Raw genomic sequence first — 17,867 nt, forward strand, 5'->3', positions numbered from 1 at the left:
CACTTCATGACCAATCCCCTCCTGAGCCCCAGCCCGCTGCCGTATGGACTTCCGGCGTTCGCCAGCCTCACCCCTGGGCACTACGCCGAAGCTGTCGATGCCGGTTTGGCCAGCCACCTGCAGGACATCCAAGCCATCACGGACAACCTCGAACCGGCAACCTTCCAGAATACGGCCGTGGCCATGGAACGCTCCGGGCTCCTTCTGGACAGGGCTGCTGCAGCGTTTTTCACTGTGGTTTCGGCCGATGCCTCCGATGACATCAAGGCCCTGGAGACCGAGTTGTCACCCAAGTTCTCAGCGCACCAGGACGCCGTGTACATGAACCGTGCCCTGTATGAACGGTTCGCCGCTATCGACGTCTCCGATCTCGACCCGGAATCCTCCCGGTTGGTCGAAGAATACCTGAAGGAGTTCCGGCAGTCCGGGATCCAGCTTGATGCCCCTGGACAACAACGCCTGCGGGATGTCAACGCAGAACTCTCGCGGTTGGGAACCGAATTCGGCCAGCGGGTCAAGGACGGCATGAAGTCCGCTGCGCTCCTGCTCGACGACGCCGGAGACCTGGCCGGGCTGCCGGCCGAAGACGTCACAGGGGCCAGCGAGGCAGCAAAAGCGGCAGGGCACGACGGCAAGTACCTGCTGACACTCATCCAGCCCAGCAACCAGCCCGCTATCGCGTCGCTGGAGAACCGGGCCATCCGGCGTCGTTTGTATGAAGCGTCCCTGGCACGCGGCATCAGCGGTGGGGCCATGGACGTGCGGGACCTCGTGTCTGCTACTGTCCGGCTGCGCGCGGAGAAGGCACGCCTTCTGGGTTTCACGAATTATGCCGAGCTTGTAGTGGACCAACAGACCGCACCACATTTCGGCGATGTGGAGGCCATGCTTGGCCGGCTGGCCCCTGCCGCGGTCCGGAACGCGCAATCCGAGGCCGAGGCCTTGGCCGCTTCCGCCGGGCATGACCTGGAGCCATGGGACTGGGCCTACTACTCCGCCAGGGTCCGTAAAGAGAAGTTCGAAGTTGACGAGCAAGCGCTGCGCCCCTATTTCAGCTTGGAAAGTGTCCTCTCAGACGGCGTCTTCCATGCTGCCACCCAGTTGTACGGCATCACCTTCCACGAGCGGTCCGACCTTAATGGCTACCACCCGGACGTGCGCATCTGGGAAGTGCGTGACGAGGATGGGCACGGAATCGGACTGTTCCTGGGCGACTACTACACCCGTGCTTCAAAGCGTGGTGGCGCGTGGATGAATTCCCTGGTGGAACAGTCCAGCCTGCTGGGAACAAAGCCGGTGGTGATCAACAACCTCAACATCACCAAACCTGCTCCCGGCGAGCCCACGTTGTTGACCCTCGACGAGGTCCGCACCGTATTCCATGAGTTCGGCCATGCACTGCACGGGCTGTTTTCCGAGGTCACTTACCCGCGCTTCTCCGGCACATCCGTTCCCCGGGACTTTGTGGAGTACCCGTCGCAGGTCAACGAAATGTGGATCATGTGGCCCGAAGTCCTGGCCAACTACGCCCGTCATTACTCCACCGGGGAACCCCTCCCCCAGGCCACCGTGGACAAACTCAATGACTCACTGCTGTGGGGCGAAGGATTCGCCACCACCGAGTACCTTGCAGCTGCCCTGTTGGACCTGGCCTGGCACGTGTTGGCTGAGGCGGACGTTCCAGAGGACGTCATAGCGTTCGAAGCCAAGGCCCTTGCCGGGGCCGGCGTTGCCCATCCGCTGATTCCACCGCGGTACCGGACCGGCTACTTCCAGCACATCTTTGCCGGCGCGGGCTACGCAGCCGGCTACTACTCCTACATTTGGAGCGAAGTACTGGATGCGGACACTGTGGAATGGTTCAAGGAGAACGGCGGCCTGACACGGGCCAACGGCGCCCATTTCCGATCCGAACTCCTCTCACGGGGCAACAGCCGTGATCCTCTGGAGTCCTTCCGGGCGTTCCGGGGCCGCGACGCAGAACTGGAACCCCTCTTGAAACGACGGGGACTGGAATAGAAACGACGGCGGCCGGTCACCTCGGAAGGTGACCGGCCGCCGCCGTACGGTTAACTCTTACCAGCCGCGTTCTGCGAGGCGGTGGGGCTGGGGAATGTCGTCGACGTTGATGCCCACCATGGCTTCGCCCAGGCCGCGGGAGACCTTGGCGATGACATCCGGGTCGTCGTGGAACGTGGTGGCCTTCACAACGGCGGCGGCGCGCTCGGCCGGGTTGCCCGACTTGAAGATACCGGAACCAACGAACACACCGTCGGCGCCGAGCTGCATCATCATGGCAGCATCAGCCGGGGTGGCGATGCCACCAGCGGTGAACAGCACCACGGGCAGCTTGCCGGTGGCGGCAACTTCCTTGACCAGCTCGTACGGGGCCTGCAATTCCTTGGCCGCAACGTACAGCTCGTCCTCGGGAAGGGCGGCGAGCTTGGCGATCTCGGAACGGATCTTGCGCATGTGCCCGGTGGCGTTGGAAACATCACCGGTACCGGCCTCGCCCTTGGAACGGATCATCGCCGCGCCCTCGTTGATGCGGCGCAAAGCCTCACCAAGGTTAGTGGCACCACAGACGAACGGAACGGTGAAGTTCCACTTGTCGATGTGGTTGATGTAATCCGCCGGGGTCAGGACCTCGGACTCGTCGATGTAGTCAACACCGAGGGACTGCAGGACCTGGGCCTCGACGAAGTGGCCGATGCGGGCCTTGGCCATGACCGGGATGGACACGGCGGCGATGATGGCATCGATCATGTCCGGATCGGACATGCGGGACACGCCGCCCTGGGCGCGGATATCGGCCGGGACACGTTCGAGCGCCATGACGGCGACGGCACCGGCATCCTCGGCGATGCGGGCCTGTTCGACGTTAACGACGTCCATAATGACGCCGCCCTTGAGCATCTCAGCCATGCCCCGCTTAACGCGGCTGCTGCCCGTGACGCTGTTCGCGGACGAACCGGCTTCGTTGCTTACATCTGGTGTAGACACAAAAACCCCTATGGGTAGATAAACGACCTATTTGCCGGAGGCACGCGCAGCCACACGACCGCAATCAGAGCACACCGGGTTTTCAGGTCAAGGTGACCAAGTACTAGTAATAGTAGTCGCACGTTCCATGGTGGGAGTACATTCATTACCGCTCCGACGGGCAACAAAGGACGCCGTGGTAGGACAGGTGCACAACCCGCGGGGGACGAGTTTGGTCGTATGCCAGTTCCCTGCGGACAGGCGGCTTGTTAGCCGCTAGCCCGCAGCAGTACCGTCGGCCTCGGCCATGGCCTGCCGGTGCACGGTGGACATCCGCTGGATGATGGTGACAACGCTGGCCAGCGCCAGCAGGATCAAGGTCCCGAACAGCACCACGGGCGGAAGCCCCAATCCGGTCAGTCCGGTGATGAGCAGAACGGACGCCAAACGCTCGGCCCGCTCAGCGATGCCAACGCTGGCCTGATATCCCAAGGACTCCGCCTTTGCCCTGGCATAGGAGACAACCATGCCAAGGACAAGGCAGACGACGGCGGCAGTTCCAATCGCGGGATCCTCGCCATGGGTGAAGAACCAGATGGTGATGCCGGCAAAGATCGCGCCATCAGCCAGACGGTCCAGGGTGGAATCCAGGAAATTGCCCCAGCCGCCACTCCTGCCTTGGAGCCGCGCCATGATGCCATCAACGACGTCGGAGAAGGCGAAGAACGCCACCACTACAGAGCCCCACCACAAGTGGCCGAGCGGATACAGTACCAAGCCGCCCAGGATCACGCCCGCCGTACCTGCCATGGTCACTGCGTCAGGGGAAACCCCGATCTTGAGGAGCCAACGGGCAAGGGGTGTGAAAAGTGATGTGAAAAAGCCGCGCGCATGCCTATTCAGCATTCGACTCCCCCGGCCAGGCTTCGGCCACGAGCTTGCGGACCTCGTCCAATGTCTGCGTGATGGCCTTGGTCTGGGCGATGATCGGGAAGAAGTTGCCATCCCCGCCCCAGCGTGGGACTACGTGCTGGTGAAGATGTGCGGCGATTCCTGCGCCGCCGGTAACGCCCTGATTCATGCCCAGGTTGAAGCCGCTGGGGTTGGATACTTTCCTCAAGACCCGCATGGCGGTCTGTGTGAGTTCAGCGAATTCGGCAGTCTCTTCCACAGTGATGTCCGTGTAGTCGGGCACGTGGCGGTAGGGACAAATCAACAGGTGCCCCGGGTTGTACGGGAAAAGGTTGAGGACCACATAGCAGGTCCTCCCCCGGTACACGATCAGGGATTCCTCGTCCGAGCGCGTGGGTCCCACACAGAACGGGCAGTCGTCCTTGTTCTTGAATTGATCCTGCCCGCCCTTGATGTAGGCCATGCGGTGCGGAGTCCACAGGCGCTGAAATGCGTCCGGCACGCCCGCCAGTCCGAAATCATCGGTTACGTCGGCGTCGTCCGGAATCCCAGCTGCCGCGCCTGTGTTCTCCTGCACCGTCTCTGCGTCCGTTCCGTCAGCTCTCGCGGTTCTTGACGGCGTCCACAATCCTGCGGACCGCCTCGGCCACGGGCACGCCGTTGTCCTGGCTGCCGTCACGGAAGCGGAATGAAACTGCGCCCGCCTCGGCATCCTCACCTCCGGCAATCAGGACGAAGGGAATCTTGTCCTTGCTGGCCGTGCGGATCTTCTTGGGGAAGCGGTCCGAGGAGATGTCCACTTCGGCCCGGATGCCGGCTGCCTTGAGCTGGCCCACGACGTCGAACATGTAGTCGTTGAATGCCTCGGCCACCGGGATGCCCACCACCTGGACGGGAGCGAGCCAGGCCGGGAAAGCGCCGGCGTAGTGCTCGGTGAGGACGCCCATGAAGCGTTCCACGGAACCGAACAGTGCGCGGTGGATCATGACGGGCCGCTGGCGGGTTCCGTCCGCAGCCTGGTACTCGAGCTCGAAACGCTCGGGCAGGTTGAAGTCCAGCTGGATGGTGGACATCTGCCAGGTCCTGCCGAGGGCATCCTTCGCCTGGACGGAGATCTTGGGACCGTAGAAGGCAGCTCCACCCGGATCCGGCACCAGTTCCAAACCTGAGGCAGCGGCAACCTCGGACAACGTGCGGGTGGCTTCCTCCCAGGCAGCGTCGTCACCAACGAACTTTTCTTCGTTCTTGGTGGAGAGCTCCAAATAGAAGTCATCCAGGCCGTAGTCCTTGAGGAGGCCCAGGACAAAGTTCAGCGTAGTGGTGAGCTCGTCCTTCATCTGCTCGCGGGTGCAGTAGATGTGGGCATCGTCCTGTGTCATGCCACGGACGCGCGTCAGGCCGTGCACAACGCCGGACTTTTCGTAGCGGTACACCGATCCAAATTCGAACAGGCGCAGCGGAAGTTCGCGGTAGGACCGGCCGCGGGAGCGGAAGATCAGGTTGTGCATGGGGCAGTTCATCGGCTTCAGGTAGTAATCCTGGGCCGGCTTGCGCACGGTGCCGTCTTCGTTGAATTCGGCGTCCACCTGCATGGCCGGGAACATACCGTCCTTGTACCAGTCAAGGTGTCCGGAAACCTCGTAAAGGTGACCCTTGGTGATGTGCGGTGTGTAGACGAACTCGTAGCCGGCATCCACGTGGCGCTGGCGGGAGTAGTCCTCCATGGCCTTGCGGATGATGCCGCCCTTGGGGTGGAACACCGGAAGGCCGGATCCCAGCTCGTCCGGGAAGGAGAAGAGGTCAAGTTCCACGCCAAGCTTGCGGTGGTCGCGCCGTTCGGCTTCGGCAATCCGCTCCTGGTAGGCCTTGAGGGCTTCCTTGGTGGGCCAGGCGGTTCCGTAGATGCGCTGGAGCTGCTGGTTGTTCTGGTTGCCCAGCCAGTAGGCCGCCGAAGAACGCGTCAGAGCGAAGGCATTGGAGATGATTTTGGTGTTCTGCAGGTGGGGACCGCGGCAAAGGTCGCACCAGATGCTCTCGCCACTCTTACGGTCCACATTGTCGTAAATGGTGATGTCGCCGGCGCCGACCTCAACGTTGACGCCTTCCGCGGCGTCGGTTGCGTCGTTCTTCTTGCCCAACAGCTCCAGTTTGTAGGGCTCGTTGGCCATCGCTTGGCGGGCTTCTTCTTCAGTGACCACGCGGCGGACGAACTTCTGGTTCTGGTTGATGATCTTCTGCATCATCTTTTCCAGGGTCCGCAGGTCCTCCGGGGTGAACGGCTCAGCGACGTCGAAGTCGAAGTAGAAGCCGTCAGTGATGTACGGGCCGATGCCGAGCTTGGCGTCGGGGCGCAACTGCTGCACTGCCTGTGCCATAACGTGGGCGGTGGAGTGGCGGAGGACGTTGAGTCCATCAGGGGAATCGATGGTGACGCCTTCGACGTCTGCGCCTTCAGTGAGGACCTGGTCAAGGTCCTTCAAAACGCCATTGACACGGGCTACAACGACGTCGCGGCGCTCGAAGAAGAGTTCCGCGCCGGTCGTCCCTTCCGTCACCTTGGTCTCTTCGCCATCGACGATGAGGGTGATCTGTTGGGCATCTGACACGGGTGTCTCCTATTCATAGTTAAGGCTTCATAGCTTGTGGCGTACGGGGACCACAGCCAGCCACCGTCAATCGTATCTGCTTCCGCGGGGGCGGCCAAAGCAGCGCGCCGACGCCTGAAGCAGCCGTCCATCAGCTTCCCAAACCAGTGATGGCAAGGTTCCTGGAGATGCCATGAAGAGCACCTCGATGGGTGTATTCATCCGGTGGATCGCCCCCGGCAGGCAGGAGCTCGGTAAAGGGCAAGGTTTCAGGCCGGCTCAGGTCCCAGGCTTTGGTGGCGCTGAGGCTGATGCCTTTGGGACCTGTCCGCCTGGTGGTTCCACGGATCAGCAGCAACCGTGTCCCAAACAGCAGGGGCCCGGATTCTTCCTGGGCCTCATGGAAGAAGACAGAATCCACGCAGCCAGTGCCGTCATCGATGCTGATGAAGACCACGCGCCTGCCGCCGCGCATTGGCGGGGTCTGGGTTGCGATCCTTACCCCTGCCACCAACACTTCTGTGCCATTGCGGAGACCGAGGAGCTGATCCGCGGTAGTGACACCCAGCTTGTCCAACAAGGGCCGGTGGCTGTCCATGAGGTGCTCGCTGACATCGACGGCCATCAAGTCAAGCTCTGCCCTGACGTTGTCCACCATGGAGGGTTCAGGAAGTTCAGGTGCCAGGTTCCTTAGCTCAACATCACCCAAGGCAAAGGACAACTGCCCCTCAATAACGTCGATGGCTTTTTTGGTGGGACTGCTTTGGAGTGCCTGCAGGTGTTGCACAAGGTCTGCCCGGTTGGCTTTTCCACCGGAGTCTTGATGGAGGGCATCAAATGCGCCAAGTTGGGCAAGCCTCTTGATGTTCGGCTTGCTCACCCTCGCACGGGCCCGCAGATCTGCCAGGGAATCGTAGGGCTGGCCTGCCACAATCCTTTTCAGCTCAGCCCCTGACAGCCCATAAATTCCCGTTAGGCTCAGGCGGATGCCAAGTTTGCCTTGATGGGGACCTTGCTGGATCTTCTCCACCCGGTATTCTGCATGGCTGCGGTTGATGTCCAAGGGGAGAATGGGGATACCCAGCCTGCGTGCTTCGGCTACCAGGAGTCGCTTGGGATACATCCCGGGATCGTGTTCCCACAACCCTGCAAGGAAGGCCTCGGGATGATGGGTCTTGAGCCAAGCCGACTGGTAGGTGGGCACGGCAAAGGCAGCACCGTGTGCTTTGCAAAAGCCAAAACTGCCGAAGGCCTTCAGGGTTCCCCAGACCTTGTCTACCACCTCGGGCGTGTAATTCCTGATGGCTTCCCGGCGGAAGTAGCTCTCCACTCCAGGCTCATGTACTTCATCTCCCAGAGCCCTGCGGAATTCATCCGCCCTGGCCAGTCCGCATCCGGTCATGACATCAAACGTCTTCAGGATCTGCTCATGAAACACGGTGACCCCATGGGTTTCCTGCAAAACCGGCTTCAGGTCCGGATGAGGATAGATCTCCGGAGCAAACCCGTGCCTGTGCTCAAGGAAGGGCCGCACCATATCTGATTTCATGGGCCCGGGCCTGAAAAGAGAGATATCGATGATGAGGTCGTTGAATTCCCGGGGTGCCATCTTTCCAATGAGCTCCCGCTGTCCCGGGGACTCAATCTGGAAACAACCCAGCGTGTGGGTGCTGCGGATCAACTCATAGGTGGGTTCGTCGTCGAAGGGGACAGCATTGAGATCGATCCTGCCATCGTCGGCAATATAGTCCGGACCTGTTCCTCCAGGTTCCACAGGATGACGTCCGGCGGCCACTACTTCAGCTTTGGAGGGATGAAGGCGAATGACTTCCCGGACAGCAAAAGCCATGGCACTTTGCATTCGCACGCCCAAGACATCGAGCTTGAGCATTCCCATGGGATCCATATCGTGTTTGTCGAACTGGCTCATGGGCAATCCCAATCCGCTGGGCTGCACAGGGGTGCGGTCCAGGAGGGTCGCATCTCCCAAAATCACTCCACACGGATGCATGGAGATATGCCGTGGCAAGCGGTCCAACCTTTCGGTAAGGTCCACCAAGAGATCCAGCTGCTGGTTTTCTTCCAGGCCTCCTTGCTCAACCCGGCCTGCAAAGGAGCGCAGTTCCGGTTTCTCAACCAGTGCTTCACGGAATTTGCGGGCTGAAAATCTCCACAACTGTTTGGCAATTTCACCGATCTCGCCATCATCCATTCCCAGCGCCAGGCCTGCGTCCCGGACAGCCCCCCTTGCCCTGTATCCGTTCTGCATGCTCATGAGGGTGACGCGCTCGGCTCCGAAGCGGTCAAAAATCTTTCGATAGACGTTGTGCCTTTCTGCGCTTTCAACATCTAAATCAATGTCGGGCAGGGTGGACCGGCGGCCTGACAGGAATCGTTCAAAGATGAGGTCGTGACGGATCGGGTCCACCTGGCTGATATCGATCAGGTAGTTCACCAGGCTGGACGCACCGGATCCCCTAGCAGCAACCCTGACGCCCATATCAAGGATCATCCTGGATACCTCGGCAACGGTGAGGAAGTAGGGGGCAAAACCCAGCCGGGCGATGATGCCGAGTTCATGCTCCAACCGCGAGCGCAGCTGCTTTTCTGCTTGTCCGGCGATGCCCGGGAACCTTCTGGTAATACCGGACTGGCAGCGCTGGGTGAGTTCCACCATGGGGTCGCAGTCGATGCCGATGATGGAGGCTTCGGGAACCACGGGTTTCTTCCACCCCATGTCCAGAATGGGGTTGATGCGGCATTTGTCAGCGAGCGCTTCGGTGTTGGCGAGCAGTTTGTGGAGGTCCGCTTTTCCTTGCCCTGCCGCGGCCATGATTTCTTTGCCGAGTTGGTGCATGTGGTGTGCGTTTTTCAGCCAGCCTTGGCCTGTTGGTTGGAGCATGGGCGCTGCCGAGAGTTCGGGGAGGGATTTGAGGGTGCGGGCTGAGTCCAGGACGTCCGCGGTGGCTGCGCCGTCCTGGGCACAGTAGCGCACGGCGTTGCTGAGGACGGCTGGGATGTTGTATTCGAGTGCGAGCTTGAGCATGCGCACGGCGTGTGCGGTGCTGAGCGGTTCTCCAGGGGCGCTGAGGTGGGTGACTACTTCGGTGACGATGGTGCCGGGCGGCATTGCGTCGATCCATTGTTTGAAGAGTGTTCTTGGCCGGAGGTATTTTCTGCCTCCCATGGCCTGACCCACATCTGAGTCCGGTCCGATCATGACTGTCAGCACGGGTTTGAGGGTGTGGGGGTCAAGTGTCCTTGAGGCCAGTTCGCCACGGGTGACTGCGGCGGGGATCGCTCCCCCGGCCTTGCCTGAGGTGCGTGCGTGGGCGTCGGAAATGAGGCGGCAGAGCGCCCGGTAGCCGGCGCCGTTGTTGTTTCCGTGGGCGAGGACGACGACGCGGCCCGCGACCTGGGTGCGGTGGTCGCCGTCGTCATCGAATACAGCCAGGTCCACACCGACGATGGGATCGATACCGGCGTCCATGCAGGCTTTGAGGTGTTTGATGGTGCCGTACAGACCGTCGCGGTCCGTGCAGGCGAGCGCCGTGGCGCCGTCTGCTGCGGCTGTTTTGGCGAGTTCGTCGGGCCAGGAGACGCCATAGTGCGCACTGAAGGCCGTGGAGACGTGCAAGTGGGTGAAGCTCAAGGGTTCACGCTGCTTCGTCAGGCTCTACGGCCTGTGCCGGCGCAGCGTCGTGGATGCGAAGGAGCCGCCATCGTCCGCTGCTGACATGGCGGACAAGGTCAAGGGTGATGGGGTCTGCAGTTGGGGCAACTGCATCCAGGGGGTGGAGTTGGACGCGCCATATTTCGTGGTCCACCAGTCCTGCTCCGGTACCCAGGGGGGCGCGGCTTTCTTCCAGCCACCATTGGCGTCGCTCGTACCACCGGACGGGGTCGTTGGAGACTGTGTAGTGCGTCCCTTTCCAGTGGACGGTGCGTGGCTGGCCTGTTTCCGTGCAGCCGACCTCCACGGACTCGCTGAACAGCCCCATATCCTCACCTCGTTTGCGCCGGATTTTGTATTCGAATGTATGTTCGAATAAATCCAGTTTACGCCGGGGTCGGGACAAAACCTACTTCGAAGTTCCTGCCTTCCCCCTGGGCCGGGCTACCCGCTTGCCTGCCTGCTTCAGCAGGGCATCACGCCAGGGCTGCATTCCCTGGGCGAGGGCTATGCTGCCCATCATTGACGATGCCAGGCGAAGTTGCTGGGTTCGCAGTATCCGCTTTCTGCCATAGGTGGCGAGTGCTGCATCCCTGGGCATTTCATTGAGGAGCTTGCCCAGGGTCACGGCATCGATCAACGCTTCGCAGGCGCCCCGGCCCAGGTTGGGTGTCATGGCGTGGGCGGCATCCCCAAGCAACACCACGTTGCCCCGCGCATAACGCCCCAGGGGTGGCGTGGTCCAAATCCGTTGGGCCAGGGAGTTGTCCGGCGACGCCAAGGAAAGAACCTTCCTTACCGCGGGCGAGTAGTGGCCATAACGGTTCCGTGTCAGTTCAAGAGCCTGGGCAACGTCCACTTTCTCCGGGCCGAAGTCCGAACGGAAGGAAGCGTACCAGTTGGTTCCGCTCCCGGTGGGTGCCAATCCAAAAATCTCTCCGTGTCCCCAGTACTCGCCAATGTCTTCCATGGACGGAGTTGCTGGAATGACTCCACGGACAGCGAGGAACGGCGTGGGCCTGGCGGCGCTCCGCGATCCCCAGGAAGCCTGCCGGACCACACTGTTGACCCCATCCGCCCCGACAGTCAGCCATGCATCACCCGGGAGTCGGTCCACGCGCCCAGTTGCCCGGTGGACGGCTTGCGGGACGGCAGAGTCCAGCAGCCTCAACAATTCCGGCCGTGACACCCCCAGGAGCCCCTCCCCTTCCATGGACAGCATGGGCTCACCTGAGGGGCTGCGGAGCGCTCCTGCTTTGATGATGGCTCCCCTGCTCCGGGCGGCTCCCAAAATTCCCAGCTCGGACAAGGCCCCCAGGGCTTCCCTCCACATGGCCAGGGTCGTTCCTACTGTGGGCAGTTCCGGCCGTTGCTCGTACACCGTGACATCGAACCGGCCGGGGTCCAGCCGTCCTGCGAGCGCCAGGCCGGCAATTCCGCCGCCGATGATGTCCACTTTTTCCATGGCCACACTGTACTACTACATTTGTAGTGGCGAAAGGGTTTGAGGCTAGACTTTCGCCATGCCGGACCGCCGAACAGAACTTGCCGACGCCGCCCTCGCCGTCGTGGCGGCGAAAGGCCTCAAAGGACTTACCCACCGGGCTGTCGACGCCCAAGCCGGCGTGGCCGTCGGAACCACCTCGAACTATTTCCGCAACCGCGCCGCACTGGTCAGTGCCGCCGTCGACCGCGTCGAAGAGCGGGACACCCTCCTGCTCCAGCAGGGCGGATGGGAGACCCCGACGTCGGTGGCGGCCTTGGCGGACCAACTCACCGGCGCCCTCATGGGACTGGCGCTGGAAAATGCAGACCTCACCCGTGCAAGGTTCGCGTTTGCCCTGGACCAGCCCGAGGTCGTAGCGGCCGGCCACGAGCGGATGCTCGCCGGACTGACCCACATCCTGGGCTTTCTGAAGGTGTCGGACGCCAGGGCACGGGCCGAGTCGGTGGCCGACTACGGAGATGGCCTTGCCATGCACCTTCTGACCGCCCGCAAAGGCCAGGATATTGACAGGGCATCTGTGGCACGGAACATTCAGCGCCTGCTGGAAGGATGAAAGTCAAGGGGTGGACGGCAGCGGGTCCACAGAGCAGGATTGTGGCATGAGTACCAATGACGCACTCCTGAAGCAGGTCAACATCACGGCATCGGACGACAACCTGGTGGCAAGGTTTGAAATCGATGGGAACATACCAGGCTCCGGCGCTTACGTCGTGGGCCTTGTTGCTGCCAGTGAGGATTACTCCTCACAGCGTAGGCTCGGCATCGAATTCATGAATGGAGAGGCTATCTCCTTCTACTCCTTCAACCACTCCCTGAGCGCCGAGGAAAACTACGACATCAAGGGCGTAGAGCACTCCGGCAACGTCATCACCGGAAACTTCCCGATGTCGGCCATCCACGGGCTCAGCAAAGGCCATGTGATGACGGGCTTCAGCGAAGCGGACGGCCGGGACTTCCAATCCGGGGTCCCGGTAACAGAAGCACTCTGACGTCAGAAGAGGCCTTCCACCGGCTCAATGAGCTCCGGTGAATTATTGCGGACGTTCCCCACGGCACTGCCCACAGGATCCAACGTCCACCCGGAGGCGGCGTCGTGCGCCTTGGAACGGACCATCTCCACCAGCCCCGCAGCATCCTTCTCCCGCGGATCCAACCAGGCTTCCATGGTCTCCGTGTCCATGGGCAGCGGAACCCGGTCGTGAAGGGCAGTGAGCTCGTCAAACACCGAAGCACTGCGACGCGTCCGGGCAGATTCGGCGGTTGGGGTGTCCGCCGTCAGGATGGACATGGACAGCAGCCAGCGACCGGGATCATCATCAGCTGCCGACTGGTCCCGCCACCATTCATACAACCCGGCAAAGACCAGGCCCTGGCCATCCCCCGGGTGTACGTAATAGGGCTGCTTGTTCTTCCCCTCACCCTTTTTCCACTCGTAGTAGCCATCGGCCGGAACTGCGCACCGCCGGGCAACAGCAGCCTTCTTGAAGGAAGGCTTTTCCAAAAGGGTCTCGCTGCGGGCATTGATCAACCGGGCGCCACCCTTGGGATCCTTGGCCCACGATGGCACCAGGCCCCACTTGGCAACGTGGAGCTGCCGCTTCAGGTTGTCATCGACAAGCCGCTCCAACACGATCGGAACAGCGTCGGTGGGTGCCACATTCCACGACTTTTCCAGGGCGATCTCGTTCTCCAGCTCGGCGTCGAAATCGGCAAGCAGATCCCCCACCGCACGGGCCATTACATAACGTCCACACATGCCAACAGTCTGCCCTTTCCTCCCACATCGCACCAGCGCATGCGCGTGACGTAACCCGGCTTCCCGCCGTACGGGAATTATCAGGGGGGAGGTTACCGTTGATAACAACGAATTACCCGTGCAAACCACCACTACTGAGGAGAGCTCTGTGGACTTCACTCCCGACTCCGGCACCATCACCATGTTCTCGACCACTTGGTGCGGTTACTGCAACCGCCTGAAGAAGCAGCTGGACGCCAAGGGCATCGGCTACACCGAGATCAACATCGAAGAAGTGGATGGCACTGCCGAACTCGTCGAGCAGCTCAATGGAGGCAACCGCACCGTCCCCACCGTCCTCTTCCCCGACGGCACCGCGGCTACCAACCCCTCCGCTTCGGAGGTTGAGAAGCGCCTGGTCGCCGCATAACCGCCGGCTCCACGCCTAAGCGCTCCAGGGCCCGCACGGAACAATCCACACGCTGTCTGCCACCTGTGATAGACAGATTGGGAATCCGTTGCGGGCCCTGCTGCATTTAAGGGCCCGCTCTCCGCGAGCCCGAAAGGAACATCTCCATGGTCCACGCAGTCAAAGGTGTCGTCGTCCGCTCCAAAGGCGCACCCGTAACCCTGGAAACCATCCTGGTTCCCGAGCCCGGTCCCGGCGAAGCACTGGTGGACATCCTCACCAGCGGCGTCTGCCACACCGACCTCCACTACAAACTCGGTGGCATCAGCGACGACTTCCCGTTCCTCCTGGGCCACGAAGCCACCGGCGTGGTCAGCGCAGTGGGCCCCGACGTCACCGACGTAGCCCCCGGCGACCGCGTGGTCCTCAACTGGCGTGCAGTCTGCGGCAACTGCCGGGCCTGCAACCGCGGGCAGGCCCAGTACTGCTTCAACACCCACAACGCCACCCAGAAAATGACCCTCGAAGACGGCACGGAACTCTCACCCGCCTTGGGCATCGGTGCGTTCATTGAAAAAACCCTGGTCGCTGCCGGTCAATGCACCAAGGTAGACCCCGACGCCGATGCCGCCGCCGTTGGGCTGCTCGGCTGCGGCGTCATGGCAGGTTTGGGCGCGGCGCTCAACACCGGCGGCGTCAAGCGCGGCGACTCGGTTGCCGTCATTGGCTGCGGCGGAGTGGGCGTAGCTGCCATCGCGGGTGCCGCGCTCGCAGGCGCCACCACCATCATCGCCGTCGACATCGACGCAAAGAAGCTCGAGCGGGCAAAGGACCTCGGCGCAACCCACACAGTGGATTCCTCCAACAGCGACCCCGTCGAGGAAATCCGCGCCCTGACGGGTGGTTTCGGCGCAGACGTGGTGATTGACGCCGTCGGACGTCCCGAGACCTACAAGCAGGCCTTCTACGCCCGCGACCTCGCAGGAACCGTCGTCTTGGTAGGCGTCCCCACGCCGGAGATGACTCTGGAACTGCCGCTTCTGGACGTGTTCGGCCGCGGCGGTTCACTCAAATCATCGTGGTACGGTGACTGCCTTCCCTCCCGGGACTTCCCCATGCTGGTGGACCTCTACAAGCAGGGCAAGCTGGACCTCGATGCCTTCGTCACCGAACGCATCACCATCGACCAAGTGGAAGAAGCATTCGACAAAATGCACCACGGCGCCGTCCTCCGATCGGTGGTTGAACTATGAGCACCCTCACCATTGACCACGTGGTCACATCAGGCACGTTCTCGCTCGACGGCGGCACCTGGGACGTCGACAACAACGTTTGGATTGTCGGGGACGACTCCGAATGCCTCGTCATCGACCCCGCCCACAACCCTGACGCCATCCTGCAGGCAGTCAACGGCCGCACCGTCAAAGCCATCCTGCTGACCCACGGCCACGACGACCACATCCGCTCAGCCGGTGAATTCGCGGATCTCACCAAAGCACCCATCCATTTGCACCAGGACGACTGGATGCTGTGGCGGGCAGTGTTCCCGGACGTCGACCCCGATGCCGCAATTGCGGACGGCGACCAGTTCACCGTTGCCGGAGCCAACTTGAAGGCCATCCACACGCCCGGACACTCGCCGGGATCCGTTTCCTTCCACTTGCCCGGCGAAGGGACACTCTTCAGCGGAGACACGCTCTTCCAGGGCGGCCCCGGCGCAACGGGACGCTCCTACAGCGACTTCCCCACCATCATCGACTCCATCCGGACCAAACTGCTCAGCTTGCCGGAAGAGACGGTGGTTCGCACCGGGCACGGGGACTCCACCACCATCGGAGCGGAAAAGCCGCATCTGGACGAGTGGATCGCCCGGGGCCACTGACCTAAGGCGAGTCAGCCTCCGGGGCCTGGAAAGCAGGGGCTCGCGTCCCTAGCCCACCAGGCTCCGGAAGTCGCCGTCGACGACGTCCGCGTACCCGCGGTAGGCCTCGATGACTGCATCCTCCACGGTCTGGACATCCAGGTGGGGCAGAAGGTCATTGGCGGCGCCCGCGGTAGCAGGATCCCAGTCAAGGCCCAAGGCGGCGTAGCTGGCCGTCAAAACGTCACGGATGGGCTTGGAGTTTTCCACCACAATCACGGAGCTGAAGAGCCACCCACCGGAGACCACCCGCTGTGCAGTGCCGATCAGTTTGATGCTGTGAGCGGGAAAATCAGGGTCCTCGCCGTGGACGCTGAATTCACCAGGACAGTACTCCCCGGGGATCTCGCCGACCGCGGCGTGGACACCAACGCTGCGAAGCGCGCCGGCCAACAACTCACCAAACTCCGAAAACCTTGCCTTCGCGCGCACGATCGCGTCCGGATGCGGCTCAATGTGGTCAATGACCAACGTCCCCTGATGATAGGCAGCCGCGCGTCCGCCGGCTTTCCGGATCAGGGGTTCGAACCCCAGCTCCCTGCAGGCTTCCTCCGCCGCGGGAAAGCCAGGGAGGTTCGCGTCCCTTTGTCCGAACGCCACAGTTGGCTGCGGACGGTACAGGCGAAGCGAAGGGCCCAACTGCCCGCTGCGGGCGCGCTGCAACAGCTCCAAAGCAAAATCCAGGTCTTGTGCCGCACCCATGGATTCCAGCTGGCGGTAAGCGGTGAGCTGCGCCGCGGGTGCTTCGGCCCGCATCAGCTCTTCCTCAACGTCAGGATCTGTTCGGCCCTGCCGAACGGCCCATTGATGTCGTGCAGCACCGTGGACGTCAGGCCGATGCCGTCCGCTCCGAACGAGACTTTGTTGTCCAGGCCCAGCCATTCACCGGACGGCGCCCGGTACATGTGTATCTGGAGGTCAACGTTGGGAAAAATGTAGCTGTTTTCGCCGGGAGGGACCCTGGCTGCGATGCCGTTGGCGGTATCCACCAGACCCATCAACCGTGCAAGATCCGAGCTGTCGTCATGGTCGGTCAGAGGAAGCGGGGTGCGGATCCACACCTTGCCTGATCCAGGCCGGTGGCCCTCCGCCAAGCGCATTTCCAAGGAACGGATATAGCCGCCAGGCCACACACTTGCACCCTCCCACGGCTTGCATTCGTCTGGGGCCGGCATGGGCTCGTCCTCAACTGCGGCTACCGCGCTGGTGTCGCTGGTCACCATGCGCCATGCAGCGGCACGGATGGCTACACGGCCTCCAGCGGAGAGCTCGGCTTGGATGAGCTCGATGGTCCGGCCCGGCCGCAGCGTTGAGGTGGTGACCTGGAACTCGCCGCCGGGAATCAGCCCCAGGATTTCATAACTGATCCGCGCCATACGGACATCGTCCCGGGGCTCATGCCTGGCAAGGGCGTCGGCCATGATGCCCGACGCCGGGGCCATATGTTGCTCATGCGGATTCCACGCACCTTGGGCATGGATGGTGGACCTGTAACGGCCCTGACCCAACGATTCGTAGTAGAAATCGCCATCCGCCAGTTCCGGTAATGCAGTAGTCAACCTAAGCCTTTCGCCGATCCAGCAGTAGAACTCAGACCACTGTATCCGCTGATTTGGCCGCAGAACGACGCTTGCGGGCCACCACTACCCAGACGATGACGGCGGCCAATACCGCAACCCCCAGCCCGGCTCCCACAGGCGATGCCGCCGCAACCGCAAGCCAGGCTTCCAAGGCTGCCAGCCCGATGGTGGCATACAGCAACGCCCACATGAGCGAACCGGCAATTGCTGCGGGCAGGTATCTGCGAAGCGGCATGCGGGCAGCACCTGCTGCAAGGTTGATGGCCGTCTGCAGGCCAATGGTCAGGAAGGAAAGTACGACGGCGTACGGCCCCCAGCGCTGGATGAGGACTTGCGCGCGGGCTGCTTTGGGACGCTCCAGGGATCTACCGAAACGGGTGTGGGCGAACCCGGCCACGGCACCGCGTCCGATCCAGTACGTGACGTTGACGCGGATCATGACAATAGCGAAGAGCGCCGCGAGGGCGACGCCGAAGGGCAAACTCATGATCTGATCCACTCGACTTAGGCTACCCTAAGCAACGTCGCATTATGGATTCGGTCCGACCGACGGGGCGCAGTGA

Annotated in this window: 17 protein-coding genes; 6 read left to right on the plus strand and 11 right to left on the minus strand. The window is 62.1% G+C overall.

The window, feature by feature from the left end; all coding sequences use genetic code 11:
* Positions 1-6: 6 nt before the first annotated feature.
* The gene (locus AYX22_RS12100; protein ID WP_207593695.1) at positions 7-2,019 is read left to right on the plus strand and encodes a M3 family metallopeptidase; all 2,013 of its coding nucleotides are present in this window, start codon (positions 7-9) and stop codon (positions 2,017-2,019) included.
* 57 nt (positions 2,020-2,076) lie between these two features.
* Here the strand turns inward: AYX22_RS12100 and pdxS are convergent, their stop codons facing one another.
* The 7 genes from pdxS to AYX22_RS12135 all read right to left on the minus strand — a co-directional run bounded on the left by pdxS (position 2,077) and on the right by AYX22_RS12135 (position 11,623).
* Positions 2,077-3,003 (minus strand): pyridoxal 5'-phosphate synthase lyase subunit PdxS, encoded by a 927-nt coding sequence (gene pdxS / locus AYX22_RS12105; RefSeq protein ID WP_017197521.1) that lies wholly within the window; start codon positions 3,001-3,003, stop codon positions 2,077-2,079.
* A 255-nt stretch (positions 3,004-3,258) separates the two neighbouring features.
* The gene (gene pgsA / locus AYX22_RS12110; protein WP_207593696.1) at positions 3,259-3,888 is read right to left on the minus strand and encodes a phosphatidylinositol phosphate synthase; all 630 of its coding nucleotides are present in this window, start codon (positions 3,886-3,888) and stop codon (positions 3,259-3,261) included.
* Positions 3,878-4,471, minus strand: coding sequence for an HIT domain-containing protein (locus AYX22_RS12115; RefSeq protein WP_207593697.1), 594 nt, complete (start codon positions 4,469-4,471; stop codon positions 3,878-3,880). The genes pgsA and AYX22_RS12115 overlap by 11 nt, the downstream gene beginning before the upstream one ends.
* Positions 4,472-4,490: 19 nt before the next feature.
* Entirely contained in the window at positions 4,491-6,500 is a 2,010-nt protein-coding gene (gene thrS, locus AYX22_RS12120) for a threonine--tRNA ligase (protein WP_207593698.1), read from the minus strand.
* 130 nt (positions 6,501-6,630) lie between these two features.
* A complete protein-coding gene (gene dnaE / locus AYX22_RS12125; protein ID WP_207593699.1) occupies positions 6,631-10,131 on the minus strand; it encodes a DNA polymerase III subunit alpha in 3,501 nt (1,166 codons plus the stop codon).
* A 4-nt stretch (positions 10,132-10,135) separates the two neighbouring features.
* On the minus strand, positions 10,136-10,480 hold the full coding sequence (locus AYX22_RS12130; RefSeq protein WP_207593700.1) for a DUF6504 family protein: 345 nt from the start codon (positions 10,478-10,480) through the stop codon (positions 10,136-10,138).
* 81 nt (positions 10,481-10,561) lie between these two features.
* A complete protein-coding gene (locus AYX22_RS12135) occupies positions 10,562-11,623 on the minus strand; it encodes an FAD-dependent monooxygenase (protein WP_207593701.1) in 1,062 nt (353 codons plus the stop codon).
* Between the two features lie 52 nt (positions 11,624-11,675).
* Between AYX22_RS12135 and AYX22_RS12140 the strand changes: the two genes are divergently transcribed.
* Both AYX22_RS12140 and AYX22_RS12145 read left to right on the plus strand, forming a co-directional pair.
* A complete protein-coding gene (locus tag AYX22_RS12140; RefSeq protein ID WP_207593702.1) occupies positions 11,676-12,212 on the plus strand; it encodes a TetR family transcriptional regulator in 537 nt (178 codons plus the stop codon).
* 46 nt (positions 12,213-12,258) lie between these two features.
* A complete protein-coding gene (locus tag AYX22_RS12145; RefSeq protein WP_089595262.1) occupies positions 12,259-12,648 on the plus strand; it encodes a hypothetical protein in 390 nt (129 codons plus the stop codon).
* A gap of 2 nt (positions 12,649-12,650) precedes the next feature.
* Here AYX22_RS12145 and AYX22_RS12150 read toward each other — a convergent pair whose 3' ends face one another.
* Complete coding sequence (locus tag AYX22_RS12150; protein ID WP_242703629.1) at positions 12,651-13,397, minus strand: SOS response-associated peptidase; 747 nt, start codon at positions 13,395-13,397, stop codon at positions 12,651-12,653.
* A 166-nt stretch (positions 13,398-13,563) separates the two neighbouring features.
* On the opposite strand from AYX22_RS12150, the gene AYX22_RS12155 reads away from it, so the two are divergent.
* From AYX22_RS12155 to AYX22_RS12165, 3 genes are all read left to right on the plus strand, one after another.
* Entirely contained in the window at positions 13,564-13,824 is a 261-nt protein-coding gene (locus AYX22_RS12155; RefSeq protein ID WP_024816868.1) for a mycoredoxin, read from the plus strand.
* 146 nt (positions 13,825-13,970) lie between these two features.
* On the plus strand, positions 13,971-15,056 hold the full coding sequence (locus AYX22_RS12160) for an S-(hydroxymethyl)mycothiol dehydrogenase (protein ID WP_207593704.1): 1,086 nt from the start codon (positions 13,971-13,973) through the stop codon (positions 15,054-15,056).
* On the plus strand, positions 15,053-15,685 hold the full coding sequence (locus AYX22_RS12165; protein WP_207593705.1) for an MBL fold metallo-hydrolase: 633 nt from the start codon (positions 15,053-15,055) through the stop codon (positions 15,683-15,685). Before AYX22_RS12160 ends, AYX22_RS12165 begins: the two co-directional genes overlap by 4 nt.
* A 48-nt stretch (positions 15,686-15,733) precedes the next feature.
* Here the strand turns inward: AYX22_RS12165 and AYX22_RS12170 are convergent, their stop codons facing one another.
* Genes AYX22_RS12170 through AYX22_RS12180 form a run of 3 tightly spaced genes read right to left on the minus strand, consistent with a single transcriptional unit; the run spans position 15,734 to position 17,803 of the window.
* On the minus strand, positions 15,734-16,480 hold the full coding sequence (locus tag AYX22_RS12170) for a lipoate--protein ligase family protein (protein ID WP_207593706.1): 747 nt from the start codon (positions 16,478-16,480) through the stop codon (positions 15,734-15,736).
* Positions 16,480-17,283, minus strand: a complete 804-nt coding sequence (locus AYX22_RS12175) for a thioesterase family protein (protein WP_207593707.1) — start codon at positions 17,281-17,283, stop codon at positions 16,480-16,482. Before AYX22_RS12175 ends, AYX22_RS12170 begins: the two co-directional genes overlap by 1 nt.
* 31 nt (positions 17,284-17,314) lie before the next feature.
* Complete coding sequence (locus AYX22_RS12180; protein WP_207593708.1) at positions 17,315-17,803, minus strand: VTT domain-containing protein; 489 nt, start codon at positions 17,801-17,803, stop codon at positions 17,315-17,317.
* Positions 17,804-17,867 lie beyond the last annotated feature (64 nt).

Source organism: Arthrobacter sp. D5-1, from assembly GCF_017357425.1.
GTDB lineage: Bacteria > Actinomycetota > Actinomycetes > Actinomycetales > Micrococcaceae > Arthrobacter.

What these genes read in the sequence shown, in the direction of transcription:
- AYX22_RS12165 (WP_207593705.1), top strand. Translation starts at nt 15,053, where the DNA reads ATGAGCACCCTCACCATTGACCACGTGGTCACATCAGGCACGTTCTCG.
- pgsA (WP_207593696.1), bottom strand. Translation starts at nt 3,888, where the DNA reads ATGCTGAATAGGCATGCGCGCGGCTTTTTCACATCACTTTTCACACCC.
- AYX22_RS12140 (WP_207593702.1), top strand. Translation starts at nt 11,676, where the DNA reads ATGCCGGACCGCCGAACAGAACTTGCCGACGCCGCCCTCGCCGTCGTG.
- AYX22_RS12130 (WP_207593700.1), bottom strand. Translation starts at nt 10,480, where the DNA reads ATGGGGCTGTTCAGCGAGTCCGTGGAGGTCGGCTGCACGGAAACAGGC.
- AYX22_RS12170 (WP_207593706.1), bottom strand. Translation starts at nt 16,480, where the DNA reads ATGCGGGCCGAAGCACCCGCGGCGCAGCTCACCGCTTACCGCCAGCTG.
- AYX22_RS12100 (WP_207593695.1), top strand. Translation starts at nt 7, where the DNA reads ATGACCAATCCCCTCCTGAGCCCCAGCCCGCTGCCGTATGGACTTCCG.
- AYX22_RS12160 (WP_207593704.1), top strand. Translation starts at nt 13,971, where the DNA reads ATGGTCCACGCAGTCAAAGGTGTCGTCGTCCGCTCCAAAGGCGCACCC.
- AYX22_RS12145 (WP_089595262.1), top strand. Translation starts at nt 12,259, where the DNA reads ATGAGTACCAATGACGCACTCCTGAAGCAGGTCAACATCACGGCATCG.
- AYX22_RS12150 (WP_242703629.1), bottom strand. Translation starts at nt 13,397, where the DNA reads ATGGCCCGTGCGGTGGGGGATCTGCTTGCCGATTTCGACGCCGAGCTG.